The 24969-nt window shown below is 57.3% G+C and carries 18 protein-coding genes; 13 read left to right on the top strand and 5 right to left on the bottom strand.

Annotation, left to right across the window (positions count from 1 at the left end):
- Positions 1-163: 163 nt before the first annotated feature.
- The 3 genes from B0G62_RS01545 (at position 164) to B0G62_RS01535 (ending at position 3286) form a co-directional block, all read left to right on the top strand.
- Complete coding sequence (locus B0G62_RS01545; protein ID WP_103702879.1) at positions 164-1141, top strand: glycosyltransferase family 2 protein; 978 nt, start codon at positions 164-166, stop codon at positions 1139-1141.
- Between the two features lie 4 nt (positions 1142-1145).
- Entirely contained in the window at positions 1146-1553 is a 408-nt protein-coding gene (locus B0G62_RS01540; RefSeq protein WP_103701846.1) for a GtrA family protein, read from the top strand.
- A gap of 71 nt (positions 1554-1624) precedes the next feature.
- Entirely contained in the window at positions 1625-3286 is a 1662-nt protein-coding gene (locus B0G62_RS01535) for a hypothetical protein (RefSeq protein ID WP_103701844.1), read from the top strand.
- A 67-nt stretch (positions 3287-3353) separates the two neighbouring features.
- On the opposite strand, the gene B0G62_RS01530 is transcribed toward B0G62_RS01535, so the two are convergent.
- Entirely contained in the window at positions 3354-4805 is a 1452-nt protein-coding gene (locus tag B0G62_RS01530) for a mannose-1-phosphate guanylyltransferase/mannose-6-phosphate isomerase (protein WP_103701842.1), read from the bottom strand.
- A 361-nt stretch (positions 4806-5166) separates the two neighbouring features.
- Between B0G62_RS01530 and B0G62_RS01525 the strand changes: the two genes are divergently transcribed.
- From B0G62_RS01525 to B0G62_RS01510, 4 genes are all read left to right on the top strand, one after another.
- Entirely contained in the window at positions 5167-7053 is a 1887-nt protein-coding gene (locus B0G62_RS01525) for a polysaccharide biosynthesis protein (RefSeq protein WP_103701840.1), read from the top strand.
- 76 nt (positions 7054-7129) lie between these two features.
- The gene (locus B0G62_RS01520; protein ID WP_103701838.1) at positions 7130-8314 is read left to right on the top strand and encodes a glycosyltransferase family 4 protein; all 1185 of its coding nucleotides are present in this window, start codon (positions 7130-7132) and stop codon (positions 8312-8314) included.
- A gap of 68 nt (positions 8315-8382) precedes the next feature.
- Positions 8383-9336 carry an NAD-dependent epimerase/dehydratase family protein gene (locus B0G62_RS01515; RefSeq protein ID WP_103701836.1) on the top strand — a complete coding sequence of 318 codons (954 nt, stop codon included), beginning with the start codon at positions 8383-8385 and terminating at the stop codon, positions 9334-9336.
- Between the two features lies 1 nt (position 9337).
- A complete protein-coding gene (locus B0G62_RS01510) occupies positions 9338-10333 on the top strand; it encodes an MraY family glycosyltransferase (protein WP_103701834.1) in 996 nt (331 codons plus the stop codon).
- A 68-nt stretch (positions 10334-10401) separates the two neighbouring features.
- On the opposite strand, the gene galE is transcribed toward B0G62_RS01510, so the two are convergent.
- Both galE and B0G62_RS01500 read right to left on the bottom strand, forming a co-directional pair.
- Positions 10402-11433, bottom strand: a complete 1032-nt coding sequence (galE, locus tag B0G62_RS01505; RefSeq protein ID WP_103701832.1) for a UDP-glucose 4-epimerase GalE — start codon at positions 11431-11433, stop codon at positions 10402-10404.
- A gap of 27 nt (positions 11434-11460) precedes the next feature.
- Positions 11461-12606 (bottom strand): glycosyltransferase family 4 protein, encoded by a 1146-nt coding sequence (locus B0G62_RS01500; RefSeq protein ID WP_103701830.1) that lies wholly within the window; start codon positions 12604-12606, stop codon positions 11461-11463.
- Positions 12607-13063: 457 nt separating this feature from the next.
- Here B0G62_RS01500 and B0G62_RS01495 point away from each other — a divergent pair, with 457 nt between their 5' ends.
- Positions 13064-14491 carry a mannose-1-phosphate guanylyltransferase/mannose-6-phosphate isomerase gene (locus tag B0G62_RS01495; protein ID WP_103701828.1) on the top strand — a complete coding sequence of 476 codons (1428 nt, stop codon included), beginning with the start codon at positions 13064-13066 and terminating at the stop codon, positions 14489-14491.
- A gap of 796 nt (positions 14492-15287) precedes the next feature.
- A complete protein-coding gene (locus B0G62_RS01490) occupies positions 15288-16901 on the top strand; it encodes a hypothetical protein (RefSeq protein ID WP_103701826.1) in 1614 nt (537 codons plus the stop codon).
- A 188-nt stretch (positions 16902-17089) separates the two neighbouring features.
- Here the strand turns inward: B0G62_RS01490 and B0G62_RS01485 are convergent, their stop codons facing one another.
- Positions 17090-19132 (bottom strand): capsular polysaccharide biosynthesis protein, encoded by a 2043-nt coding sequence (locus B0G62_RS01485; RefSeq protein WP_103701824.1) that lies wholly within the window; start codon positions 19130-19132, stop codon positions 17090-17092.
- Positions 19129-20283 carry a glycosyltransferase family 4 protein gene (locus B0G62_RS01480; protein ID WP_103701822.1) on the bottom strand — a complete coding sequence of 385 codons (1155 nt, stop codon included), beginning with the start codon at positions 20281-20283 and terminating at the stop codon, positions 19129-19131. The genes B0G62_RS01485 and B0G62_RS01480 overlap by 4 nt, the downstream gene beginning before the upstream one ends.
- A 622-nt stretch (positions 20284-20905) precedes the next feature.
- On the opposite strand from B0G62_RS01480, the gene B0G62_RS01475 reads away from it, so the two are divergent.
- The 4 genes from B0G62_RS01475 (at position 20906) to B0G62_RS01460 (ending at position 24897) form a co-directional block, all read left to right on the top strand.
- On the top strand, positions 20906-22087 hold the full coding sequence (locus B0G62_RS01475) for a polysaccharide biosynthesis/export family protein (RefSeq protein ID WP_103701820.1): 1182 nt from the start codon (positions 20906-20908) through the stop codon (positions 22085-22087).
- Positions 22088-22311: 224 nt separating this feature from the next.
- Positions 22312-23457 (top strand): KpsE/RkpR family capsule polysaccharide export protein, encoded by a 1146-nt coding sequence (locus tag B0G62_RS01470; RefSeq protein WP_103701818.1) that lies wholly within the window; start codon positions 22312-22314, stop codon positions 23455-23457.
- A 1-nt stretch (position 23458) separates the two neighbouring features.
- A complete protein-coding gene (locus B0G62_RS01465) occupies positions 23459-24250 on the top strand; it encodes an ABC transporter permease (RefSeq protein ID WP_103701816.1) in 792 nt (263 codons plus the stop codon).
- A complete protein-coding gene (locus B0G62_RS01460; protein WP_103701814.1) occupies positions 24247-24897 on the top strand; it encodes an ABC transporter ATP-binding protein in 651 nt (216 codons plus the stop codon). The genes B0G62_RS01465 and B0G62_RS01460 overlap by 4 nt, the downstream gene beginning before the upstream one ends.
- Positions 24898-24969: the final 72 nt, after the last annotated feature.

The following is a 24969-nucleotide window of genomic DNA, read 5'->3' as shown; positions in this document are numbered from 1 at the left end:
AAGTCCTGTTGTCCGGGTTTCGGTGCGACTCTCGCTATACGCGCAAGGAAGCCAGCGGTCGAGCCACTGCTGCATAGGCCCCAACCCGAGCGGACGACCCGGTTGGCGCCTTGGACGATACCCCGGAAGCATGAAGCTCATGAACGTGATAGATACCGCTACGATGCACAAACCAAAAGTCGCAGTTCTTTTGCCTTGTTACAACGAGGAAAGCGCCATCGTCAAAGTCATCCGCGACTTTCGCGCGGCGCTTCCCGATGCGAGCATTTACGTCTATGACAATAACTCGCGCGATCGAACGGCGGAGCTTGCACGCGCAGAGGGTGTTATCGTTCGTACCGAAGTTCAGCAAGGCAAGGGTCACGTTGTGCGGCGCATGTTTCGCGACATCGAAGCAGATTTTTATGTCATGGCCGACGGGGACGACACCTACGAGGCGAGCATTGCTCCAGAGATGCTGCAACTTGCGATTGACGGCAATCACGATCTCATCAATTGCGTGCGTCGTGAAACCGAAGATGCTGCATATCGCGGCGGCCATCGCTTCGGCAATCTGATGCTGACCGGCGTTGTGCGCCGTATTTTTGGCGATCGCGTGCAAGACATGCTCTCCGGCTATAAGGTCTTTTCGCGTCGATTCGTCAAGTCGTTTCCTGCGCTCTCGCAAGGTTTCGATATAGAAACTGAATTGAGCGTGCACGCGCTTGAATTACTGATGCCGGTCGCGCATGTGGACGGGCCCTATCGAGGCCGCCCCGAGGGGTCCGAGAGTAAGCTCCGTACTTACCGGGACGGCTGGCGCATTCTTATGCTGATTTTCAAGCTGGTTCGCCACGAGCGCCCAATGTTCTTTTTCAGTCTTCTGGCAGGGTTGCTCGCCGTCATTTCGCTCGTGCTGATTGCTCCGATCGTCGAGCACTATCTGGCGACGGGTCTGGTGCCGCGCTTGCCGACCGCGGTGCTGTCCATGGGCGTCATGTTCATGGCAGGCCTGAGCGTAGCGACCGGCACGGTGCTTGATACTGTGACACGTGGTCGCCGCGAGGTACGTATGCTCGCATACCTGCAATGCCCGCGCTTTCCTGGGGTGATCGCCGAGGATCGCCACAGCCCGCACAACAAATTCAACGCCTCGGCCTGATCTCATGCCGACTCAGCAGGCCGCCAGCTATCGCATGCTTCAACAGTTCTTCCGGTTTTTTCTTGTCGGGTCGGCCGGTTTCGTCGTCAATGCTGTGCTTGTCGAGTTACTGGTGCATCTCACCAAGCCGGTGACCGCTCAGCTATTGGCGTTCCCGGTCGCGGTGACAGTGACGTGGTGGCTCAATCGTCGTTATACGTTCGGAGCGAGCCGCCATGCGTTGCATTACGAATGGCTGCGCTACGTGTTTGGCAATATTTTTGGCTGGATCATCAATAACGGTGTTTACATCTGGTTCGTTTTGCACGTGCCATTGACTGCCTTGCATCCGGCGATCGCTGTTGCGGTGGGATCCGTGGCAGGGATGTTTCTGAACTTCGCCATGTCGCGCTGGCTCGTTTTTCGTCAATGACACGGGACAGCCATTGACGGCACGCGTGAGCACATTTTTATTTATCAGTCGCCCGGGGAATGAGTGTGGAAATGATGCAAGGCCAAAAGGGCAGCCCTGGCAAGCTGTATTACTGCCTGGCACTGGTGGTGGGCGCGGCTGCGATCTACCTGTTCTTCTACAAACAGTTCAATACGGGCTTCGAATGGATTTTCGGAGAGGAATACGACGCTGTTATTTCTGCAATCCTGATTTCCCATTGGTATCACGTCTTCACGCTCCAGCATATCTGGAACGAACCGCTCTATTTCTATCCGTATAAGGACATCCTGGGCTACAACGACGGGTATTTTGTCTATGGTCTTATCGGCATTCCGTTCAGATTGATCGGCGTTAACCTGCTTGTGACGCAGGAACTCGTACACATTACAGTCAAGGTTATTGGTTTTGTTTCGATGGCGGCATTGCTTTCCCGATTCCAGAAGGCAAGTCCCGCGCATCTGCTGGGAGCGGCGCTGTTCACGCTGAGTATCAGTTCGTCGACTCAGGCAGCCCACGGCCAGTTGCTGGGTGTCGCCTTCGCTCCACTTCTCGGCCTTTTGCTGTGGGGATTCTTCTGCCATCTGCGGGCGGGGGATAAAAAGAGAACGCTGTTGTACGGGGTGTCCTTTTCAGTGCTCTATGGCGCCTTGTTGTTAACGGGCTTCTATATGGCATGGTTCTTTGGCCTATTCCTGATTGTCTATCTTGCAGTGTTCGGTTTGCTTGCGCTGGACCAGGTACTTCATTACTGGCGCGCTGCGGTGCGGTTGAAAATTCAGGTTGTCGTGACCATGCTGAGCTTTGTCCTTGCGGCATTGCCGTTCGGCATGGTGTATTTCCCCAAACTGAAAGAGACCGGTGGCCAGGATTTTGCGACACAGATGTTCTATAGCTTGCGCTATATTGACATCCTCAACTACGGCCCTGGCAGCTTGCTATGGGGCGATCTCTACCGAGCCGTACAGAGCCGCGCGCCTGATCTCATGCGGGCGGGCGAATTCGTCGTGGGCTTCACGCCGGATGTATTCGTTCTGTGCATCGCTGCATTGCTCATGGCATTCTCGGGGAAGACGAAGGCCCCGACTGGGGTTAAAGCGTTAGGTTGCGCAATAGTGGTTGGATTACTGTTGCCGCTGTCGATCTTCCGCCACTCGCCGTGGTTCTTTGTGAATGCGCTGATTCCTGGTGCCAAAGGCCTGCGTGTCATCGCCCGGTTTTATCTTTTTCTGGCTTTCCCGATCACGCTTTTCCTTAGCGTCTGGTTCGCTGATCTCTGGAGTAAGGTGCCATCAGCGCGTTGGCTGATTGCTTTCGTGCTTTGTGTGGCGTGTCTCGGACAAGTCAATGTTCACAAGATTGTCAATCTGAACACGCATACCGAAATGGCGATCGTCAATGACGCACCGCCCACTCCATCGGAATGCGAAGCGTTCTTTGTTCAGCATCCGCTGCCCGATCCGACCGACTACGTGTCTGCGCATTATCGTCAGAACATTCAGGCAATGTTGCTTGCTGACAAATTTGGCAAACCCACGTTGAATGGTATCGCGACATTCAATCCACCGGACTGGGTGTTCGGATACGATCCCGCCTATCTTGCTCTCGTCGGAAAATACATTGGGAAGTGGGGGTTGAACGGTGTGTGCAGATATGACGTAAAGGCCAAGCAGTGGTCGACGCCCAACCAAATCGATTTTGCTGCTCAACAATAACAAATAGCAACGCCCGGAATGCCAGTGGATCATTCCGGGCGTTGTCTATATTCGGTCGGGAGGTTTTTTACTTGGCCGGCGCCCGTCCATAAACATCCTCGAAGCGAACGATATCGTCCTCGCCGAGGTATTCGCCGCACTGCACCTCGATCAGCACGAGGTTCATCACACCCGGGTTGATCAGGCGATGTTTGTGACCCGCCGGAATATAAGTCGACTCGTTCGGTTGGAGAGAGATGGTCTGGTCGCCGTTGACGATTTCGGCGCAACCACTCACTACGATCCAGTGCTCGCTGCGGTGATGATGCATCTGCAATGACAGCGCGGCACCAGGCTTTACGACGATGCGCTTCATCTTGAAGCGTTCACCTTCTTCCAGAACCGTATACGTGCCCCACGGACGATGGACCGTGCGATGCAGGCGATAGGCGTCGTGGTTCGTACGCTTGAGGCTCGCGACGATCTGCTTGACATCCTGCGCACGATCGCGGGCGGCGATCAGCAGCGCATCAGCCGTATCGACGACAATCATGTCGCGCATGCCGACCACGCCGATAAACCGTTCGTCACCGCGCACGAAGCAGTTGTCGGCATCGAAGAGTTCAGCCTCGCCTTCAACGCGATTGCCGCGAGCATCTGCTTCAGTTAGTTCGCTGATTGCAAGCCAGGAGCCGATGTCGCTCCAGCCCAGTTCGCAGGGCACGACATTGACGTTCGACGAGCGCTCCATCACTGCATAGTCAATGGAGATATCCTCGGCTTTACGGAATTCCGCCGCGTCCAGTTCCACCGTGAATCCGTCTGCCGAATGGCTGACCTTCGCGGCTTCGACGGCCTTTTGGGCAGGCTGCGCAACGTTGGGCGAATACTGCTCGAGTTCCGCAACCAGCGTCGCGGCCGTGAAGCAGAAGATGCCTGCGTTCCACAGATGGCGGCCGTTGGCAACCAGACGCTGTGCGACCTCCAGTTGGGGTTTCTCGACGAAGCGCACGACGCGATGAACGGCTTGCGAACCCGTGATCGAAGCCTCATCGAATTCGATGTAGCCGTAACCTGTTTCAGGTGCCGTCGGTTTGATGCCGAATGTCACAATGCGGCCGTTTTGCGCCGCCGTCGCAGCATGCTGGACGGCTTGTGCGAAGGCCTGTTCGTCTTCGATCAACTGGTCAGCCGGCATGACAAGCATGATCGTGTCTTCGCCGTGTTCCTGCCGCACAACCTGAGCTGCGACGCCGATTGCAGCGGCTGTGTTGCGTGCGGCGGGTTCGAGTACAAACCCGAGACGCGTGATCTCACTTTCCACCTCGACGCATTCGTCTTTTGTAAGGAAGTACGTTTCCCTATTCGTTACTACGAGGACTTCCTGTTCTGTTGCGACGCGCGCCGCCCTCAGGAATGTTTTTTGCAACAGGCTTTGACCGTCGGCAAGTTTGAGGAGTGGTTTGGGAAATGCTTCGCGTGAGACGGGCCACAGACGGGTGCCTGCGCCACCGCAGATGATGACGGGAATGATCTTCATGTAGTCGTTTACAACGTAGCGCGTCTAATGGGAGGAGATTATTCTTACCGAAGTTGGGGGCGTTGTCATCGTTATGCGTACATCTCGTTACCAAACTTGCTCATCTCACGTAGTTTTTTGCTCGCGATCGGTGGCGGCATTCGGTATCTTTCCCGTTTCCCGAACGTTCCTGCCATTTTCCGATCTTTTGGCGCGAATATTGCGGGAATTTGCGGCCCACGGAGCACCAACGGCATAATGTGTGCTGTCCCATGGTTTCCAGCTACGTAGGTGATCGTGTTGCAACTACCACGTGTGTACGCTTCCGGGAGATTCGGGGCCAGACAGTCAACTTAATAGCCGGCTTGGCAGGAGGTATTGCATGTTCCGGTTGAAGTCGTCGTGGCTGTCATTTTGCGTGTTCTTGTTCGACACGTGTTCCGTGGTGGCCGCGTGGCTGGCCGCGTATGCCATTCGCTTCAACGCATCCGTCCCTCCAGAGTTCTGGCGGGGCGCCGTCACCGCGCTGTTCGTCGTGGTGCCTATCTACATCGCGATGTTCCGCATCTTCGGTCTTTACCGCGGCATGTGGGCATTTGCGAGCCTGCCGGATCTGCTTCGCATCTCGAAATCAGTGGCGGTTGGTGCGCTGCTGGTAATCATTGGATCGGTGATGATCCAACCCCAACCCATCGTGCCGCGCTCGGTGTTGCTTGTTTCGCCGATGTTGTTGCTGCTTACGATGGGGGGCTCGCGTGCGTTATATCGCGCGGCCAAGGAGTTCTATCGATACGGTGGTCTGGTCGGACAGGGCAAGCCTGTAATCGTACTGGGTGCGGGTTCCGCCGGGGCGACCCTTGCGCGCGAACTGTCTCGCTCCGCTGAGTGGCGCCTCGTCGGCCTGCTTGACGACGATTCGTCCAAGCACGGCCGTGAAATTTATGGCTACAAAATCCTGGGCGCTATTGAAGATTTGCCGCGCTTCGCGGCGCAGCTCAAGAGCGAGTACGCGATTATCTCGATTCCATCGGCGCCCGTAGAGGTGCAACGTCGTGTCGCGTCGGTGTGCGTGCGCGCCGGTGTGCGTGCGATGGTGCTTCCGGCTTTCACCCCGCTCACTCAAGGCGAGGTGTCGCTTGCGCGGGTGCGCCAGATTGACCTTGAGGATTTATTGGGGCGGGAGCCGGTGCGCATTGACGCCCCGCACGTGGAAGCGCTGCTAGGCGGTCGCATCGTTATGGTAACGGGCGCGGGTGGCTCAATCGGTTCCGAATTGTGTCGCCAGATCCTGCGATTTCATCCAGCGCAGCTAATCGCGTATGACGTATCCGAATATGCGATGTACCGGCTCACCGAGGAGCTTGCCGAAAAGTTTCCTGACCTCGACGTGATTCCGGTGGTTGGCGACGTGAAGGATTCTCTGCTGCTCGACCGCGTGCTCGCAACGCACACTCCGCATATTGTCTTTCATGCGGCGGCCTACAAACACGTTCCTCTGATGGAAGAACTGAACGCGTGGCAGGCCGTGCGCAACAATGTGCTCGGCACCTATCGGGTCGCGCGCGCAGCGATGCGTTACGACGTGAAGCATTTCGTCCTGATTTCGACGGACAAGGCGGTCAATCCGACCAATGTCATGGGCGCCAGCAAACGTCTAGCCGAGATGGCGTGTTCCGCGCTCCAGCAGACTAGCGCCCGGACGCAGTTTGAAACGGTTCGATTCGGCAACGTGCTTGGCAGCGCGGGCAGTGTGATTCCGAAGTTCCAGCAACAGATCGCGAAGGGCGGTCCGGTCACGGTGACGCACCCGGAAATCACGCGTTTTTTCATGACGATTCCGGAAGCGTCGCAGCTAGTGCTTCAGGCGTCCAGCATGGGCCACGGCGGCGAGATTTTTGTGCTCGATATGGGGCAACCTGTTCGTATCGTTGATCTCGCGCGTGACCTGATACGTCTTTACGGTTTCACCGAAGAACAGATACGAATTGTCTTTACCGGCTTGCGTCCCGGAGAGAAGCTCTACGAAGAACTGCTTGCGGACGACGAGGCCACGACGCGCACGCCGCATCCGAAACTACGCGTCGCGAAAGCGCGCGAGGTGCCGGACAATCTAATCGATGAACTGCTGCCGTGGCTCATGCAGCAGCGCATTCTGTCGGACGTCGAAGTACGCCGTGATCTGCGTCGCTGGGTACCTGAGTATCAGGGCGCCTCGCTCGCGCCGTTGCAAAGCGTGCCGAACAGTAATCGCGGCGCAATTGCCAGCTAAGCCGCCGCGTTGCGGTGTTGGTCCGGGTTCTGGCCGCTGCGAGTGGTATTGAGCAGCGGCCATTTTCATTGACTGCATGAAGCTTCTTTTCGATCTTAATTCCCTGCGTTTGCCACGGAGCGGCGTGGGTTACTACACGCAACATCTGCTCGAAGGCGTACTCGATGATCCAGATGTCACGGATGTGGCGGGCTGGATAGGGCGAACGGTGGTGCGCGGAGACGACTTGCGCGCCATGCTCGGTGCGCAGCCGCAACGCGGCTCTAGGGCGGTCGCGCGCGATGGTCGCGCGATGCAACTGCTCCAAAAAGCGCGTGCCTTACCGGGGCTTTATGCTGCACGCACGATGGCGCGTGGCCTGGCGTCCCATTCGATCCGCAACGCTTTTGCGCGCGAGGGCTATGTCTATCACGAAACAAACTCTGTCGCGTCCCGTTATCGTGGCCGCAAGGTCGTGACTATTCATGATCTTTCGCATCGTCGGTACCCGGCGTTTCACCCCCGCAGCGCCGTGAACTTCCTTGAGCGCGGCCTGCCGCGCTCGCTGAAACAAGCGGATATCGTTATTGCGGACAGTTTTTACACGAAGAAAGAGATCGTCGATATCTACGGTATCGACGCCGACAAGATCGTGCCGATCCATTTGGGTGTCGAGCCGGCCTTCCAGCCGCGCTCTCCCGAGGTCTGCGATCCAGCGTTGCGGGCGCTTGGTCTGAAGGCGAAAGGCTTCGTGCTCTCCGTATGCACGTTGCAACCGCGTAAAAATCTGCGGCGCCTCGTAGAAGGTTTTGCGCGCCTCACTCCCGATTTACGCGAGGCGTTTCCGTTGGTGCTCGTCGGCGCAGACGGTTGGGACAACAGCGAACTCAAGCGCATGATCGAGCCGATGGTAAGGGCGCGAGAAGTGATTCCAGCTGGTTACGTTTCACGAGCGGATCTGTTGCAGCTCTATTCGTCCGCAGCCGTGTTCGCGTATCCGTCACTCTACGAAGGCTTCGGATTGCCGGTCGCCGAGGCGATGGCAAGTGGTGTGCCGGTGCTGACGTCAACCGCGACGTCGATCCCGGAAGTATCGGCGGGCGCCGCCTGGGAAGTCGATCCGTTTTCCGTCGAGGCAATCACAGACGGTCTCGAGCGCCTCTTAACCGATCAATCGTTAAGAGCACAATTGATCGGGAAAGGTCTGCGCCGCGCGGCTGAACTCAGCTGGGGTGAGACCGTCCGCAAGACCTGCGAGGTCTATCGCAGGCTCGCGCCATAGTATTTTCACGGAACTTGCGCGGCAAGGCGCGCGGCACGTACACGAAATCATCATCTGATCAGGAACATATGCGAATCGCAATCAGCGGCGCCAACGGTTTTGTCGGAAGAGCCTTGTCGGCTGCACTCTGCGAAGCTGGCCATGAAGTGACGGGACTCGTGCGGCGTGCGAATGTATGCGAAGGGCGCGTGCGTGAGGTGGTCGTCGCCGATGATAATTTTCAGAGCCTTGCGACGGGAGCACCGGCGTTCGGTCCGTGCGACGTGCTCGTCCATCTTGCTGCGCGGGTGCATATGATGAAGGAGTCCTTAGATGATCCCCTGGCGGCCTATCGTGCCGTGAACGTCGATGGTGCGTTGAACGCTGCTGAAGCGGCGCGCCGGGCTGGCGCGCGCCGCGTGGTGTTTATGAGCAGCATCAAGGCGCTTGGCGAAACCGAACAGGGGCGGCCCTGGCGCGAAGACGATGAGCCGGCGCCGGTCGATCCCTATGGCATTTCCAAGCGGGAGGCGGAACTGGCACTCGATACGTGGGGGCGGGCTCATGGTGTCGAAGTGGCCAGCGTGCGCGCGCCGCTCGTCTATGGACCCGGCGTGCGCGCGAATTTCCTCGGGCTGATGAAGGCTGTCGAGCGCGGCATTCCCTTGCCGCTAGGTGCAATCGACGCGCGGCGCAGCATGGTCTACGTCAGAAACCTTGCGGACGCGCTTGCGGCTTTGTGCGTGTCGGCTCGCGCCGTGCACGGTGTCTATCACGTGAGCGACGGCGATGACCTGTCGGTTGGCGGCATCGTTCGAGCGCTCGCTACGGCGTCTGGACGCCGGCCGAGGCTCGTGCCGGTGCCCGTGTCGTGGTTGCGCGCGCTAGGCAGACTCACAGGAAAATCCGCGCAGATCCAGCGTCTCACGAGTCCGTTGCGGCTTGAGTGCGTCCGCTTGCGTGATGAACTCGGCTGGGCGCCGTCCTCAAGCGTGTCGGACGGCATCAAGGCGACAATGCTCGCGTTCCACGAGGGACGTTGATATGGCCGGATCTCTGCATTCGCTGATCGGATTAGGCGCCATGGCGGCACTCTTGAGCCTTGCAATCCTGCTCATGTTGCTGAAGACGGGGTGGGCGTGGTCGATCGCCATCGATATGCCCAATCACCGCTCGTTGCATGTGCGGCCGGTGCCGCGTGTGGGCGGCTGCGGCGTCATGCCCGTCGTGGTGGCCATGGTCCTGCTGGTCGCGCCGTCGCTGCATTGGCTTGCGATCGGCGCTGGCGTATTGGCGATTGTTTCGCAGATCGACGATCGACGCGGGCTATCGGTGCGGGTGCGCTTCGCCGTGCATATCGGCGTTGCCGTGCTGGCGGTATTGGGTGTGGGCCACGGTGTTGTGTGGCCGCTCGCGGTGCTGGCGGTGATTACACTCGTCTGGCTAACCAATCTCTATAACTTCATGGACGGAATCAACGGCATTGCGGGCGGGATGGCGGTTGCCGGATTCGCGGCCTTCGCACTTGCCGCCGTGAACGCGCACGCGTCGCTCGCGGCGGCGGCCGCAATCGTCTCGGGGGCGGCGCTGGGCTTTCTTGCACTTAACTTTCCCCACGCGAAAATCTTCCTGGGAGACGCCGGCTCGGTGCCTCTTGGCTTTCTTGCGGGTGCGCTAGGTTTCTGGGGATGGTGCGAAGGAGCGTGGCCAGTCTGGTTTCCTGCGCTGGTTTTCTCGCCATTCATCGTCGACGCGACCGTGACGTTGTCGCGTCGTGCATTGCGGGGCGAAAAAATCTGGCAGGCTCATCGTGAGCACTATTACCAGCGTCTCGCGCAGATGAACGGCTCGCATGTTAAGGCGTCGCTGATCTACTACACGGTGATGCTGGGCGCCGCAGTGCTTGCGCTAATCGCCTTGAGGCTGGATGGCGCACTGCAGTGGGTGGCCGTGGTGGCGTGGCTGGCTGTGCTGGCGTTAGCGGGGTGGATGATTGACCGACGTTGGCGAGAGCATCTGCGCAGTCAGCCTGCAGGTTGACGCGATTTCGTGTGCGTTGGCGTGAAAACGGGCTGCCATGCAGCCCGTCGATAATATTCCAGCTTGCCTCACTCAAACCCGCGCGGATTATTCTCCTGCCAACGCCAGTGATCGACGCACATGCGCTCGATGCCAAACTGGGCCTTCCAGCCGATCAGCTTCTCCGCCGTCGCCGGGTTCGCATAGCATTCAGCGATATCACCGGGGCGACGCGCCACGATCTCATACGGCACCGGCTTACCCGAAGCCGCTTCAAACGCTTTCACCACTTCCAGCACGCTATAGCCGCGACCCGTGCCGAGATTCACCGTGAAACCCGCATCGTGCTTGACCAGCGCATCAAGCGCCTTGAGATGGCCTTGCGCCAGATCGACGACGTGGATGTAATCGCGCACGCCCGTGCCGTCCGGGGTCGGGTAATCGCCGCCGAACACGCGCAGCTTCTCCAGCTTGCCCACCGCGACCTGCGCGACGAACGGCATGAGGTTGTTCGGAATGCCAGCCGGATCTTCGCCGATCAACCCGCTTTCATGCGCACCCACCGGATTGAAATAACGCAGCACGGCAATACGCCACGACGGATCCGAAATCACGACATCGCGCAGAATCTGTTCGGCGATCAGCTTGGACTGGCCATACGGATTCGTCGCGGAAAGCGGGAACGTCTCGTCGATAGGCGAGCGCTTGGGCACGCCATACACCGTCGCCGACGAGCTGAACACGAACTGCTTGACACCGTGCTGGCGCATCACGTCGAGCACGACGAGCAGACCGTCCAGATTATTGCGGTAATACTCGATGGGCTTGGCCACCGATTCGCCCACGGCCTTGAGCGCCGCGAAGTGAATCACACCGGTGATCTTGTGCGCTTCGAAAATGCGCGTGAGCGCCTGCGCGTCGCGCACATCCGCGTTGTAGAACGTGACCGGCTTGCCCGTGATGCGTTCGACGCGGGCCAGCGACTCCTCACGGCTATTGACGAGATTGTCGACAGCGACCACGTCATAGCCGCCATTGAGCAACTCGACGCAGGTGTGCGAGCCGATAAAGCCCGCGCCGCCCGTGACGAGGATCGTGCCTTTGGAGTGAGTCGCTGCCATGCTGTATTCCCTATGCTCTCAATCTAGTTAGAAGGTCGATCCGGCAATGCCCTGGATCAAGTCCCGGTAGCGTTGTACCACAACCCGTTCATCGAATTCTTTCTCGATTTTTTTCCGGCCGCGCTGCGCCATGGCCGCGCGCGCAATGGGTTCCATATCGAGCATTCTTGACAGCGCCGCCGTAAGCGAAGCGGCGTCGCGCGCTTCGCAAAGCAGGCCGTTTTCGCCATCGGCGACGACTTCGCGGCAGCCAGGTACATCGGTGGCGACGATCGGGCGGCCCATTGCGCTGGCTTCCATCAGCGTGCGCGGGACGCCTTCGCGATAAGAGGGCAGGACCACGCAATCGGCGTCGGCGATATAGGGACGCACGTCGGCGGTTTCGCCCAGATATTCGATCATGCCTTCGCGCTCCCACGCGGCGACTTCTTCGCGCGTGATGGCGCTGGGGTTGTCTACGCCTACCGGGCCGAGCAGTTTGAAACGCGCTTGCGGATAGCGCGCGCGCAGTTGACGCGCGGCTTCGACATATTCGCCCACGCCCTTGTCCCACAGCAGACGGCCGATCAGCACGAAGGCGAATTCGTTGCGCTCCGGCAGCGGCGTGACAGCGAAGTCTTCGAGGTCGACGCCTTCGCCGTGCAGCAGGCGCGCGCGCTCGGGGTGCGCGAGCAGGTTTTCTTCGCGGAAGGCGGTTTCGTCGTCGCGATTCAAAAACCAGACTTCGCGCGGGAAGCGGAACGCAAAGCGATAAAGGCGCTTCGCGACCTGCGCGGCACGGCTCTTCTGGATGAAGACGTAGCCAAGACCCGTGGTGACCGCCACCGACGGCACGCGCGCGAGCCACGCCGCGACCGAGCCATAGATGTTCGGCTTGATCGTGTAGTGGAAGACGACGTCGGGTTTGAGCGCGCGATAGTGCTTGAAGAGGGCGAGAAGCGTGCGCAGATCGTGCAGCGGATTCGTGCCTTTCGAAGCGACCGGCAAATCGATGCACTCGCAACCCATTTGCTGGAGCGGCTCGAAGGTGCGGTCGCGTGGCGCGATGATGCTCACGCGCGCGCCGCTTTGGGTGAGCGCGCGTAAAAGCCCGCGGCGATAGGTGTAAATCGCCCACGCGGTGTTGCAGACGAGGGCGACGTGGAGAGCGTTGTCTTTGGCGCGGAAATTCACAGGCGGGACGATCCGAAGGCGTGGCAGAGTGCGTGCGATACGCGCAAACACGCTGTGAAAGGCGGGTCTGCTGCGGCGTGCAGCATTCTAACCGACGGTGCGGCGTGATCGAGACGCTGGACGTCCTATGTCAGGCGTGGGGGAACGGCCGCCTTTCGTTCACCGCAACGATTGCGCTTTTAGTCGAATGCCATGGCGGGGGCAATACCCGATTGAGCATCTGTTTTGGTGCGCCGGGCAAAGCCTTAGAAGTTAAATCGGGCCGTATATTGCGGCGCGAATCGTTCGGATAGAATGCAGAGCGTCACGCCCGACGCTGGGCACGGGGAGCCCCGGGGCGTTCGCGAAACAGGCTGTCCGTCACCTTGAGTCATCCAGACGGCAGCGCCATCCGTCGCACCACGAACGAATATCGGCGGCGCCACTTGGTCAGCCGCACTTCGCGATCCAATCGATAATGACCATCCATCCGGTAATTCTTTGCGGCGGAAGCGGCACCCGCCTGTGGCCGCTCTCGCGCGGCGGTTATCCCAAACAGTTCCTGAGCCTTGCCGGCGAACGCACGCTCGTTCAGCAAACCGCGCTGCGCGTACGCGATATCGATCGCATGGCGGCGCCGATCATCATCGCGAACAATGACCAGCGCTTCCTGGTCGCGGAGCAACTACGCGAAGCCGATGTGAAGCCTGCGGCCATCGTGCTCGAACCTGTCGGTCGCAATACCGCGCCGGCCATTGCCGTGGCGGCGCTGATCGCGCTCGGCCACTCGCCCGACGCGCTGCTGCTGGTGCTGCCGTCCGACCACGCGATCGGCAATGACGCGGCTTTTGCGCAAGCGGTGCAAGCCGCCGCACACGCTGCGAGTGACCACTATCTCGTCACATTCGGCATCGAGCCGACCGAGCCGCACACCGGATATGGTTACATCCGCCGCGGCGAATCGCTTGGTTACGACGCGCCCGCCTGGCGCGTCGACGCTTTTGTCGAAAAGCCCGATGCGCAGACCGCGCAAACGTTCCTCGCCGATGGCGGCTACCGCTGGAACAGCGGCATGTTCATGCTCAAGGCGTCCACCTTCATGGAGGAATTGCGCCGGCATCAACCGCAGGTTGCCGAACACGCCGAACAATCGCTGAAGCTCGCACGCGCCGACCACGATTTCCTGCGCCTCGACGAAACGGCGTTCGCGGCCTGCCCGAGCATTTCGGTCGACTATGCTGTGATGGAAAAAACCGACCGCGCCGCTGTGATTACCGCGAACGATCTGGGTTGGAGCGATATCGGCTCATGGTCCGCGCTCGCCGAACTCGCAGAAACCGACGATGCCGGCAACGCCGCGCTGGGCGATGTCTTCCTTAATGACGTCTCGAACAGCTATGTGCGTGCGGAGCATCGTCTGGTCGCGGCGATCGGTGTGGCCGATCTCGTCATCGTCGAAACTGCCGATGCCGTGCTTGTGGCGCATCGCGACAGTACGCAGGACGTGCGCAAGGTTGTCGAGCATCTGACGAAGGCCAGGCGCAGCGAATCGGTCACGCATCCGCGCGTCGTGCGGCCTTGGGGCTCGTATGAAGGCGTCGATCAAGGCGAGCGCTTCCAGGTCAAGCGCATAGTCGTCAATCCAGGTGCGCAACTGAGCCTGCAGATGCACCATCACCGCGCTGAGCACTGGATCGTCGTGAAGGGTACTGCGCTGGTGACGAATGGCGATCAGCAGGTCCTGCTCAGCGAAAACCAGTCGACCTATATACCGCTTGGCGTCACGCACCGGCTCGCGAATCCCGGCAGGATTCCGCTAGAGCTGATTGAAGTGCAGTCCGGCGCTTATCTCGGCGAAGACGACATAGTGCGGTTTGAAGACAACTATGGCCGGACGGGTTTGTAATTTCTTCCAAGGGCGTTTCATAAACGCCATTTTTTACGTCGATACGTAAACGGATTGTATGTTTCAAACCACACTCGCTCTAGTGCAAACGTTTTGCATGTTATCTTTGTAAAATTATGTAACATAATTGCGGAGAAATCATTTACGAAACCTTACAGCCGCTTCTAAAATATTTCGGGCAAGAAACTATCGCCCAATTGAAGAGGCGTTTGTGCCAGCTTAAGCGATTCGAGTTCATTGCTGGCTTTGCAAGATCGGATCTCAGCGAGTGCGAAGGTGCAGACGTGGGCAGGTGTAAGAACTACGAGACCAGATGAAGCGAGAGCCAATGCAGACCATCGTGCAAAGCCCGATTCGCATCCAGCCATCGGATTGTGTGCCCCCTGGGGGCGGGCACGTGTTCGTCGTCTGGTTGGCAAGCGTGTTGAATGTGAGCCAAGCTCTGATCGAGCAAATCATCCCGAGCGAACCCAGTTGCGGCTTCTGCGCTGGCGAGAATAGCCTGCGTCTCGACGGACGCAAAAGTCTCGAATTCGCCACCAGGCCGGTAGCGCGCGCAAACAATCGCCGTGCGCGAGCTTGTGTGTCGGCAATGCGCCCCACTGGCCCATCAGAATTCCCGCAAGACCCAATATCGTCAATTCCGCGAGGAGCATGCTTGAACCGGATTACTGTGTCGGCTGGGACTGCACCTCAGCATTTAAGTTTATTTCATGTTAACTGAGAGTGTGCGAGGTATTAATCCCGCATATGTTTAGCCCATATTTTAAATAATAGCTCGATTGAATCGCAGGGTATGTCTAATATTTTCAAGGTTGGCATCGGTCAACTGACGGGGACGACGACCGTTCCGCAAGGAAGGCTCGCTGGGAGCGGTGACCCGAAGATCCAAAAGCCCAGGATCATGAGCATCGGTGGTTGTGTAACGGATGTGATATGTAACCGACTGGCGAGGCTGGCGGACACCTCACATATCTGGCGCATTACCGTGCCGTGCTTGATGTCCCCTGCGATTGAGGGGCGGAGCTATTATCGATCCGATAATCCTCACGTATCTGAACGGCTCAATCTGGAACTGACAAAGCAGACTCTGAAGAAATTAGAGACTGGCGGGTTCGATCTGCTTGTCTTCGACCCGACAAGTGACTTCAATAACGAATACTACGAGAAAGACGGATGCATCATTAATGATGTGGCATCCGGTAGATTTGGAAATGATTGGCACTGGCCTGAGGGCTTTCTGGGTGATGGGTGGACGCACCTGGATCCGTGCACACACCGCTATATTGATCTCTACATACATTACCTCAAGGAACTTATTGAGGTATCTGAACGAATCGGCGTACCAATCATCATTTTGAGGCGGACGCTTTGCACGAATCGACTTGATTGCCACGGTTTGCACAGTCTTGGTGATCCCGTTTCGACTGAAGCTAATTGGTGGATCGACCTGCTGTGGAGCAAGATCTCAGGCATAAAAGGGCTGAATGTTCTGGAGTTGGATGGGCGTTACTCCATTACTAGCTTTGATGCGCCTTGGGGCGAGAATCGATTTCATCCGATCGACGAATTCTACGACTACGCCATATTCAAGCTCATGTATATGATGGGTCTGGGCGATGATCTGGTTTCTGACGTGATGGTCGATGTCTACAAAGGACGAGCCATCCGCCGGCATGCGATGCACGTCGAGCGCGATAACCTGGTAGGTGAGCGAGATGGTCTACGGACAACCCTCGCTCAAATGACTTCGGAACGGGATGCAGTTGCCGGAGAGCGCGATGGCCTGCGAGACTCCCTCTTTCACGCTACCTCGGAACGGGATGGTGTGATCGGTGAGCGGGATGGTTTGCATGCATCGCTCTCGTATGTGGTCTCGGAGCGAGATGCCGTGATTTGCGAGCGGGATGCCGTGATTCGTGAGCGAGAGGCCCTGATTCGCGAGCGCGAGACCCTGGAGGAAACGATAAACAGGCTCACCGCGGAGCGCGATGCTTCGTTCCACGAGCGTGAAGTTTTCAAAAACGCCAGCGAACAGCTTTCGGCTGAGCGGGATGCTCAGCAAATGAAATTGGCTGAAGTGTCGGCTTCTAATGCTTTGGGCGCGTCATCGTTGAATGAGATATTGCGCCTGGATGATCGAGGGCTGATTCGTGCCGTTTTCAGGGAATTTATCTGTCGAGAGCCACTCAAGGTAGATATGGATCGTTACCTGGCTCTTTTGCTCAAGAACCGTCCGCGGTTAGTTGTGGTCGGTGCGATCCTGCGGGAATGTGGGAGCGAAGCGAATGTCCGCGATGATGCCAGTTCCAGCGACGCGCAAATAGCCATACAAGCGCATCATCGCTGGAAGAGCGTCCCGTACTCGTATTTGGGCTACAGGGTCGGCTGGCAGCGCAACCGTGCTTGACCGGTTCTGCTGAATGGCGAGATCGCTAACGGGCAAAAAGGTGCGAGTTTATGATTAAAGCGCCCCAGATTGTATGGGGCGTTGAACTTTTCCCGTATTCAAACACGGCCTATTTGTCGAGGCTTTTCCCGATTAGCAGTCGATAATGTGCGTATTGCGTTAGCGGGCGAGAGGACATATCTGAGGCTTTACTTGCGTCGCCTTTCGTTCACTCGCCAAACAAGATGCAATAGTGCGTTGCGAGTCCAGCGAAAGATTTTGCGTGTTAGGCGCATCGGGCCGCTTCTCACAGGCGCAAGCGGACGCCCCGCATGCGGAGCGAGATCGTGAACGACTCGTTCGGGCGTCGTGAATAGCCGCAGCTTCCAGTCCCAGTACAGCGGATAACGCAGCAGTACGCCTGCGATCAGCATGTCGAGGGTCAAAGTGCGTTCACGCCATGGCATAGGCTCGATGGCATCGTGTGTGAGACCCCAGCCCGCGTAAAACGGCAAGCCGTAGGTGAAAACGGCTTTGCCTCGCAGCAAGGCTTCGAAACCCGATAGCGACGAAAGAGTATGCACTTCGTCAGCGGCTTCGATCAGTGAAATCAAGTCAGCTTCGATGTCGACCACGTTTGCCAGTGCTTTGGCGTGGACCAGTCCCTGCCTGTTTCCCGACAGCACGTCAGGGTGAGGCTTATAAACGATCCACGCGTCTGGTCGTGCTGCGCGCACTTCTCGAAGCAAGGCGTCGGCAGTGGTGATTGCGCGTGTGCCGAGTCTGATCGATGCGTCGTCGGCTACCTGGCCGGGAACGAGAATCACGCGTGCGGCCGCAGGCGCCTTCCATCGCGGGCGCTGGCGGCCCAGGTTGTACTTCGTGAGACCTCGCTTGACGATCGAGTCGCGCAGGGTCACGGCGCGACTCAATTCGTCCGGCTGAAACGTTGCCTCATTCAGGAGAACGGAGAGGTCACTGGGTCGGCTGGCGTCGAAATAGAGTCCGCGTGTATCGATGACCTGGCTGTGAGGCGCAACCATGTCCGAGCCGAGACCGAGCGAATGAAGGAATCCGTCTTCGATACGAATTCGGCGCCTGTCGTCAGGAAGATTTGGCGCGCTGCGGCCTCCCCAGATCACTGCACATTCATCTGCGCGGATAGAGGCCACATCGTCCGTCCAGCGCAGCGTCTCGCCGCACGCACTCAAGAACGGTGTCGCGAACGGACGTTTCCACCACTGAAAACCTATGGATGCCAGCGGACCCGTATTGGCGAATCGGCGGGCGACTTGCCGTTGCAGCGCAATCGCGTCGAGCAGCGCGCCCAGATCGCCGGGCCTGTGCGTGGCTGGATCGAGATAGCGCGTGATGCGCAGAAAAAAAACATCGAAAAATGTCGCCAGTGACGGACGGGCGCAGCGATGGGGAAATCGGTGGGCATCGTGCGTCAATCCCCAGCCTGCGTAATACGGGGCACCGAACACGTGAAGCGGGATACCGGCGAGTAAGGCGTGCATGCCCTCGGGCGCGCAAACTGTATAGACATAATCGACGTGATCGATGCTCGCACTGAGCGTTTCTCGATCCCGCAACCGCCTGATGGACGGCGGTATCAGATCAGCAGCGTACGTTGACAGCCACTTCCCGCTTCCACCGTGAGTCGAGTCGCCAATCCAGAAGGTCGCGCTAGGATGCGCGGCAATGGCTTGCCGAACCATGGTGCGAAACGCTTGTTGGCGTTCTGTGCGCGTCAGCGAAGAAAATGGGTTGCGCTCACGTTCGTTGATAATCAGGACGTGCGGACCATGGCTTTGCTCGCGCAGCTCGTCGGGACAAGCGGGCAACCGGTGCAGTGGATCGAGTGCATGCTGCTCACGCATTCTTCGCATCAGCGAAGTAACGTCGCAAGCAATGCTTGTTTGAGCGTCATGCGAATACTCCGCGAGTGAGCGATCGAGAAACTCGGAAAACGATTGCGGAGAACACGCTGCGATGGGAACCACGGACCAGCTGAGTGCTGGCGTTCCGGTCGGCCGGCAATTTGCGATCGGACCGGGCCATGACGCCTGCGTATTGATCCTCAACGCCGCAGCAATGCGCGCGGCCGCTCTTCCGATGCTCGAGTCGAGCCAGACGCATTGTATATCGCCGCGCAGTGAGTAAAGCGAACGCCAGCCAGGTTTGAGCGATCGTAAGTCGAAAGTAGTTTGCCGATTGTCGAGCGTTGTGCTGCCAGAATCGTCGCTCATTGCGCCAAAGCTTCCACGAAGGGATCGACACGGGCGAAATGCTCTTCCCATGTCGGTTCCCTGAAGCCTTCGATGCGCTTGATCTGCGCATCGCGTTCCGGTGACCTAGCTTCGGCGTAGGCACGAATGCGCCCGATCCATGCGGGCCCATCCAAGGGATCAAGATAGTCCGGGATATCGCCGGCAATTTCCTCGAAAACTTCCAGATTGCTGGCAAGAACGGGCGTCTTCAAGGCAAGCGCCTCGACCAGTGGCATGCCGTAACCTTCCACGAACGCAGGGAAGAGCAGGGCGCGGGCATGCTGTATCCATCCGTGCAGTTCATCATCGCTGCAATCGGAGCGTTCGATGACATGCGTGCGAAGCAAATGGCAGCGCTCGAGCATATCAATGACGTTTTCGCATTCCCAGCCGCGGCGGCCAACAATAACCAGTTTGGGCGCAGATTCGCCCAGTAATTCGATGATGCGGCGCCAGACATGCAGCATGAACCAATGGTTCTTGCGCGGCTCGATAGTGCCCAACATCAGAAAATATGGGGCGGTGAGAGGCGCAGGCATCGGAGCGTGCGCAATCACTCCAGAGGCGAGGTGTGCAACGACAGACGCCGGCATGGGCAGGCCTGCGAGAGCGGCTTCCGATTCGAGTGCGCGAAGCGTGTCTTCCGAATTAGCGATCAACCCGTGTGCATGGGACAACGCGGTGCGGATACGTTTGCGGTGCTGAACGTCCACGGCGGGGCGACAGTACTCGGCGTGAGTAAGCGGAATCAGATCGTGGATCATGAAGACGCCGCGAACATTTCGACGCCTCATCGATTCGTGATAGCGCGCATATTCGATGCCGTTGTGGCTCGTATGCAACAGAACGCCCGAAACGCCATCGCTTTTCCTGGGCGTGTTCAGCCAATGACGGGCGATGACCTTACACAATGTGATCCGGTCGAATTTGCCAGAAAGCAGCATTTCAAATATGCGCTGTGAATCGCGCTCGCAAAGCGCGATCGAATGGCCTCGCTCACTAAGAACCGCGCGTGCTTGCCTGCTGTAGCGCTTCAGATAGGCCAATCCCACACGATCGACGCCTGTGGGCAACAGGCCGTCATGAAGTCGCGTCAACAGGCGACTGACGTCCAAAAGGATTCTCGACACAACTTGATTTTATCTGCGGTGGTGGTCTGAGTCGGCGCGTGTGGCCCGACGTACTTAGAGTCGCTTTTTATAGCATCGCATTCTATTTCATTTCATGTAACATCGTGCGACAATTGGTAAGTTTTTTTGACTGGATAAGTGTTCTACCGTCGTCAATTTTGCTTTCACTAACCCTTCGCCTTTGTGGCGATTGTGTAATCCCTAAGAATGTGTTCGGGGGGGGGGCTGGGGAAATTGCGTTGCAACAGTTGTTGATCAATCACGGGCTTCGAGCCGTGCGTACGCGGAACGGCGGCTCGGTCGAGGACGGTCCGTCCGCCTGATCGTCGGCGGCCACTCGGGGTTGCGCGGGCAGCATCTATAGCTTGTGGTGTCGTTCTTTACGCGGTGGCAATGGTGCGCGCAGGGGTACACGTCACCCGAAAACAGGGGGAGGCGTTGATTCTATCTGCGGCAATACATTCATAAGCTCGATCTGACCAGTATCGTACGTGAGAAAAAATGCCCAAGGTGACGCATGTCGCCTGAGCGAAGAGGCCATTTGCGTCAATTGTGCCGTGTTTTTATCCGGCAATGACGTCAAATTTCAAGTTAATTTTTCGTGAACACTTATTCTCTGGAAATGTCGCGCTTTTCTTGTCGTTCAATTATTTTTTCGATAGCCGGACTAACGGCAAGTTTGACAGGATGTTCGTGGGTCCCCAACTCGGGTCCAAGCACCGCGCAGATCGAACGGGCGGCGGCAAACTCATCTCAGGGCGCAGGTTCGGCCTCCGGAGTCCAGATCGTCGATGTTACGGATGATATCGCCCGCAAGCTCTTTGCTGAACGCAGCAGTGGTGACTTTTACGAGAGTCTCGGCGGTGGCGAAATTTTCCAGCAGAAGCTCGGTGTGGGCGATACGATTCAGATTTCTATCTGGGAAGCGCCACCGGCGACGCTGTTCAGCGCGGCGACCCTCGACTCGAAATCGGGCGTCAGCGGTTCGCACGTCACGGTATTGCCTGATCAGACCATCGACGGTGATGGCAATGTCAGCGTCCCATTCATCGGTGCGGTTACGGCCGGGGGGCGCACACCAATAGAGTTGCAGCGCGAAATTGCGGGCCGACTCAAGAACATGGCGCACGATCCGCAAGTTCTCGTGAAACTCTCGAGTAATGCGACTTCCTACGTGACGATTGTTGGCGATGTCGTCAATACGAACCGTATGCAACTTAGCGCGCGGGGAGAGCGACTTCTCGATGCACTGGCGAACGCCGGTGGCGTGCGTGAGCCCGTAGACAAGGTCACCATTCAGCTTACCCGCGGCAATCAAATCGTATCCATGCCGCTTTCGAGCGTCATTCGAGATCCGCGGCAGAACATCGCACTGCATGCCGGTGACGTCGTGACGGCACTCTTTCAGCCGTTTAGCTTCACTGCGCTCGGCGCCACTGGCAAGAACCAGGAAGTCAATTTTGAGGCGCAGGGAATTACGCTCGCTCAGGCGCTGGCTCGTTCGGGTGGTCTGGATGATTCGCGTGCCGACGCGCGCGGTGTATTCATTTTCCGCTTTGAAGATCCCAAGGCTTTGAACTGGCCAAATGTGCCTGTGAAGACGACGGTCGACGGCAAGGTGCCGGTCATCTACCGCGTGAACTTACGTGATCCCGATGCCTTGTTTGTCACTCAGGGTTTCATGATGGACAACAAGGACATGCTTTACGTCTCCAACGCGCCGATTTCGGACGTCCAGAAGGTGCTGAATCTCGTCTTCTCCGTTGCCTATCCGGTCGTGACTGGAGTCCAGACGTTCAAGTAAGCCGTGCCGCTTTCTACCTGGATCGCGATCGCGCTTTGATACGAATCGGTATCAGCGCGATCAACGTCGCGGGATGGCCTGAGTTCATTCTCGAGGGGCGCTCAGTTGAGCTCGTCGCCACTGGTGAGAGTGCAGGAGCAAGTGGTCGCAATATATATCGGTCCAATTTGTTGCGTCGTAGTTAGACCGCGGATTAGGGCAATAAACAATGGTGTTATATAGAAATGCTTGAGAATCAGGGGTTAGTGATTGACAAGCCGAAGTCTGGCTTGATTACTCGTTTGAAAAAGATTAATCGTCTGTTCCTGGCCACAGTCGTTATACCCACCGCGGTATCAGTGCTGTACTTTGGCGCGATCGCTTCAGACGTCTATATCTCTGAGTCTCGCTTTGTTGTGCGCAATGCGCAGAAGCAGCAGCAGAGTAGTTCCTTGGGAGCGCTATTGGCGGGAGCAGGTGTTTCCGCAGGATCTGGTGACGCATTTCCGGTCATCGACTACATCAAGTCGCGCGACGCATTGGCGGCGTTGAATAAGGGTGGCTATATTCTATCGGCCTTCGGCCGTCGAGGTGACATCTTTAATCGTTTTCCTGGCATCCTGCGGGACGATAGTTTCGAAAGCCTCTATCGATACTACGACAAACGCATCGTGGACGTCGAGCAGGACGCGGCTTCGGGAATCGTCACGCTCGAGGTTCGGGGTTTTGATGCCGATCATGCCAAGGCGCTTAATGAGCATTTGCTGGGTTTGAGCGAACAATTGGTTAACCAGATGAATAGCCGGGCTGCGGAGGACGCGGTCAAGCTGTCCGAGCAGCAGGTGGATCAAGCGACATCCAGAGCGAAAGATGCGATGGTTGCCTTGTCGGATTACCGCAATACTCACGCGGTATTCGATCCTGATAAACAATCAGCGTTGCAGTTGCAGCAAGTCGCAGCGCTTCAGGAAAAACTGTTCTCAGCGCAAAACCAGCTGGTGCAAGTCGAAACCGTTTCACCAGCGAATCCGCAGGTCGCTTCGCTTAAGTCTGAGATTGCGGTCCTGCAGAAGCAGATCGATCTTTCAGTCGGAGGGGTCGTCGGCAATAAGAGTTCCCTATCCGGGAAGGCGGTGGACTACGAACGACTGCAACTGGACGCACAGTTTGCGGAGAAGCAACTCGCCTCGGCCACGAGCACGCTTGAACTTGCGCGCGTTGAGGCACAGCGGCAGCAGCTTTATCTTGAGCGAATTGTTCAACCTAACGCTCCGGATATGGCGCTGGAACCCCACCGAATCAGGAATATCTTCGCGACGTTCATCCTGGGGTTGATTGCTTGGGGGATTCTTTCCTTGTTTATCGCGGGCGTAAAAGAGCACCGAGACTAAGATGGTAACGAGTACATCCCTGGGAAGGTCGTTCCAGATTCAGCGCAGAGTGCTTGGCGCATTGTTGATGCGTGAAATCTTGACGCGGTACGGCAGGCACAATATCGGGTTTATGTGGCTCTTCTTTGAGCCCATGACTTTTACGTTGGGGATCACGGCCCTGTGGTCGATGCTGAAAGTCGAGCACGTAACGAGTGTTCCGATCACAGGTTTCGCGTTGACCGGTTACTCTTCGGTCCTTGTTTGGCGAAATGCCGTGAATCGCTGTTTGTTAGCCATCGAACCTAATCAGAGTCTCCTGTATCACCGCAATGTACGCGTTCTCGATATTTTTCTGGCTCGTGTGTTGCTTGAGATATCAGGAGCGACAATCTCATTCATTGTCCTGACCTTTATTTTTGTCGCGGTTGGTTGGTGCAATATGCCATATGATGTTTTGATCGCTATGGAAGGTTGGTTCTTGCTCGTCGGATATGCCTTGGGACTGGGCCTATTGATGGGATCTCTCTCGGATTTGTCGGAAACAATCGACCGGGTATGGCACACGATTACGTATCTAACCTTTCCTCTGTCGGGGGCTGCCTACCTGGTTGACTGGTTGCCCCAGAAATTTCAAAAATATGCGCTCTATTTGCCTATGGTTAACGGTGTTGAAATGGTACGAGAAGGTTTTTTTGGTCCTCCTCTGAAGTTTCACTACAACTGGCCATATTTTTTGATCTTTGATGCCTTTCTCATTCTGTTTGGACTTTTTATGGTGGGAGAGACCGGCAAGAGGGTGGAGCCAGAATGATTGTTCTTGATAACGTCCGAAAGACGTACCAAACCAGAAATGGCCCGCGCGAGGTTTTAAAGGGCCTCAATCTGGAAGTGGCACCTGGCCAAAAAATCGGCATCTTGGGACGAAACGGTGCGGGGAAATCTACGCTGATCCGTCTTGTGAGCGGAGCGGAATTGCCGACATCGGGCAACGTGCAGCGGAGTATGTCAATTTCGTGGCCCCTCGCATTCGGTGGCGCTTTTCAGGGGAGTCTGACCGGATTGGATAATCTGCGATTCGTGTGTCGAATCTATGGAGTGTCTGTTCAGAGAGCAATCCCGTTTGTCGAAGAGTTTTCCGAACTTGGCGCTTATTTAAGAGAGCCGGTCAAGAAATATTCATCGGGGATGCGGGCGCGCCTTGCTTTTGCTATATCAATGGCTGTCGAATTCGATTGCTTCTTGATCGACGAGATTATTGCGGTCGGCGATAGACGATTTCATGAAAAGTGCCATCGCGAACTGTTTGAGAAAAGGGCCGATCGCGCGATGATCATCGTCTCACACGACCCGGGTTATATACGGGAGCATTGTGACACTGCGGCTTTGCTTGTCGATGGGCAGTTGACGTCGTACGCCAATGTAGACGATGCATTTCATGTCTATGACGCAGCGGTATAAAATTCGCGAAACGTTGGATAGAGTCACGTATTTTAATAAGTTGCCACTAGAGAATTGGAAGCCTCGGTTGCG

This window comes from Paraburkholderia eburnea (assembly GCF_002917095.1).
Taxonomy (GTDB): domain Bacteria; phylum Pseudomonadota; class Gammaproteobacteria; order Burkholderiales; family Burkholderiaceae; genus Paraburkholderia; species Paraburkholderia eburnea.
The sequence above is the reverse complement of the archived record's forward strand: the minus strand, read 5'-3'. Positions and strand labels throughout refer to the sequence as shown.

What these genes read in the sequence shown, in the direction of transcription:
- B0G62_RS01490 (WP_103701826.1), top strand. Translation starts at nt 15,288, where the DNA reads ATGTCTAATATTTTCAAGGTTGGCATCGGTCAACTGACGGGGACGACG.
- B0G62_RS01475 (WP_103701820.1), top strand. Translation starts at nt 20,906, where the DNA reads ATGTCGCGCTTTTCTTGTCGTTCAATTATTTTTTCGATAGCCGGACTA.
- B0G62_RS01545 (WP_103702879.1), top strand. Translation starts at nt 164, where the DNA reads ATGCACAAACCAAAAGTCGCAGTTCTTTTGCCTTGTTACAACGAGGAA.
- galE (WP_103701832.1), bottom strand. Translation starts at nt 11,433, where the DNA reads ATGGCAGCGACTCACTCCAAAGGCACGATCCTCGTCACGGGCGGCGCG.
- B0G62_RS01525 (WP_103701840.1), top strand. Translation starts at nt 5,167, where the DNA reads ATGTTCCGGTTGAAGTCGTCGTGGCTGTCATTTTGCGTGTTCTTGTTC.
- B0G62_RS01515 (WP_103701836.1), top strand. Translation starts at nt 8,383, where the DNA reads ATGCGAATCGCAATCAGCGGCGCCAACGGTTTTGTCGGAAGAGCCTTG.
- B0G62_RS01495 (WP_103701828.1), top strand. Translation starts at nt 13,064, where the DNA reads ATGACCATCCATCCGGTAATTCTTTGCGGCGGAAGCGGCACCCGCCTG.
- B0G62_RS01485 (WP_103701824.1), bottom strand. Translation starts at nt 19,132, where the DNA reads ATGAGCGACGATTCTGGCAGCACAACGCTCGACAATCGGCAAACTACT.
- B0G62_RS01460 (WP_103701814.1), top strand. Translation starts at nt 24,247, where the DNA reads ATGATTGTTCTTGATAACGTCCGAAAGACGTACCAAACCAGAAATGGC.
- B0G62_RS01520 (WP_103701838.1), top strand. Translation starts at nt 7,130, where the DNA reads ATGAAGCTTCTTTTCGATCTTAATTCCCTGCGTTTGCCACGGAGCGGC.
- B0G62_RS01465 (WP_103701816.1), top strand. Translation starts at nt 23,459, where the DNA reads ATGGTAACGAGTACATCCCTGGGAAGGTCGTTCCAGATTCAGCGCAGA.
- B0G62_RS01510 (WP_103701834.1), top strand. Translation starts at nt 9,338, where the DNA reads ATGGCCGGATCTCTGCATTCGCTGATCGGATTAGGCGCCATGGCGGCA.
- B0G62_RS01540 (WP_103701846.1), top strand. Translation starts at nt 1,146, where the DNA reads ATGCCGACTCAGCAGGCCGCCAGCTATCGCATGCTTCAACAGTTCTTC.
- B0G62_RS01535 (WP_103701844.1), top strand. Translation starts at nt 1,625, where the DNA reads ATGATGCAAGGCCAAAAGGGCAGCCCTGGCAAGCTGTATTACTGCCTG.
- B0G62_RS01470 (WP_103701818.1), top strand. Translation starts at nt 22,312, where the DNA reads ATGCTTGAGAATCAGGGGTTAGTGATTGACAAGCCGAAGTCTGGCTTG.
- B0G62_RS01530 (WP_103701842.1), bottom strand. Translation starts at nt 4,805, where the DNA reads ATGAAGATCATTCCCGTCATCATCTGCGGTGGCGCAGGCACCCGTCTG.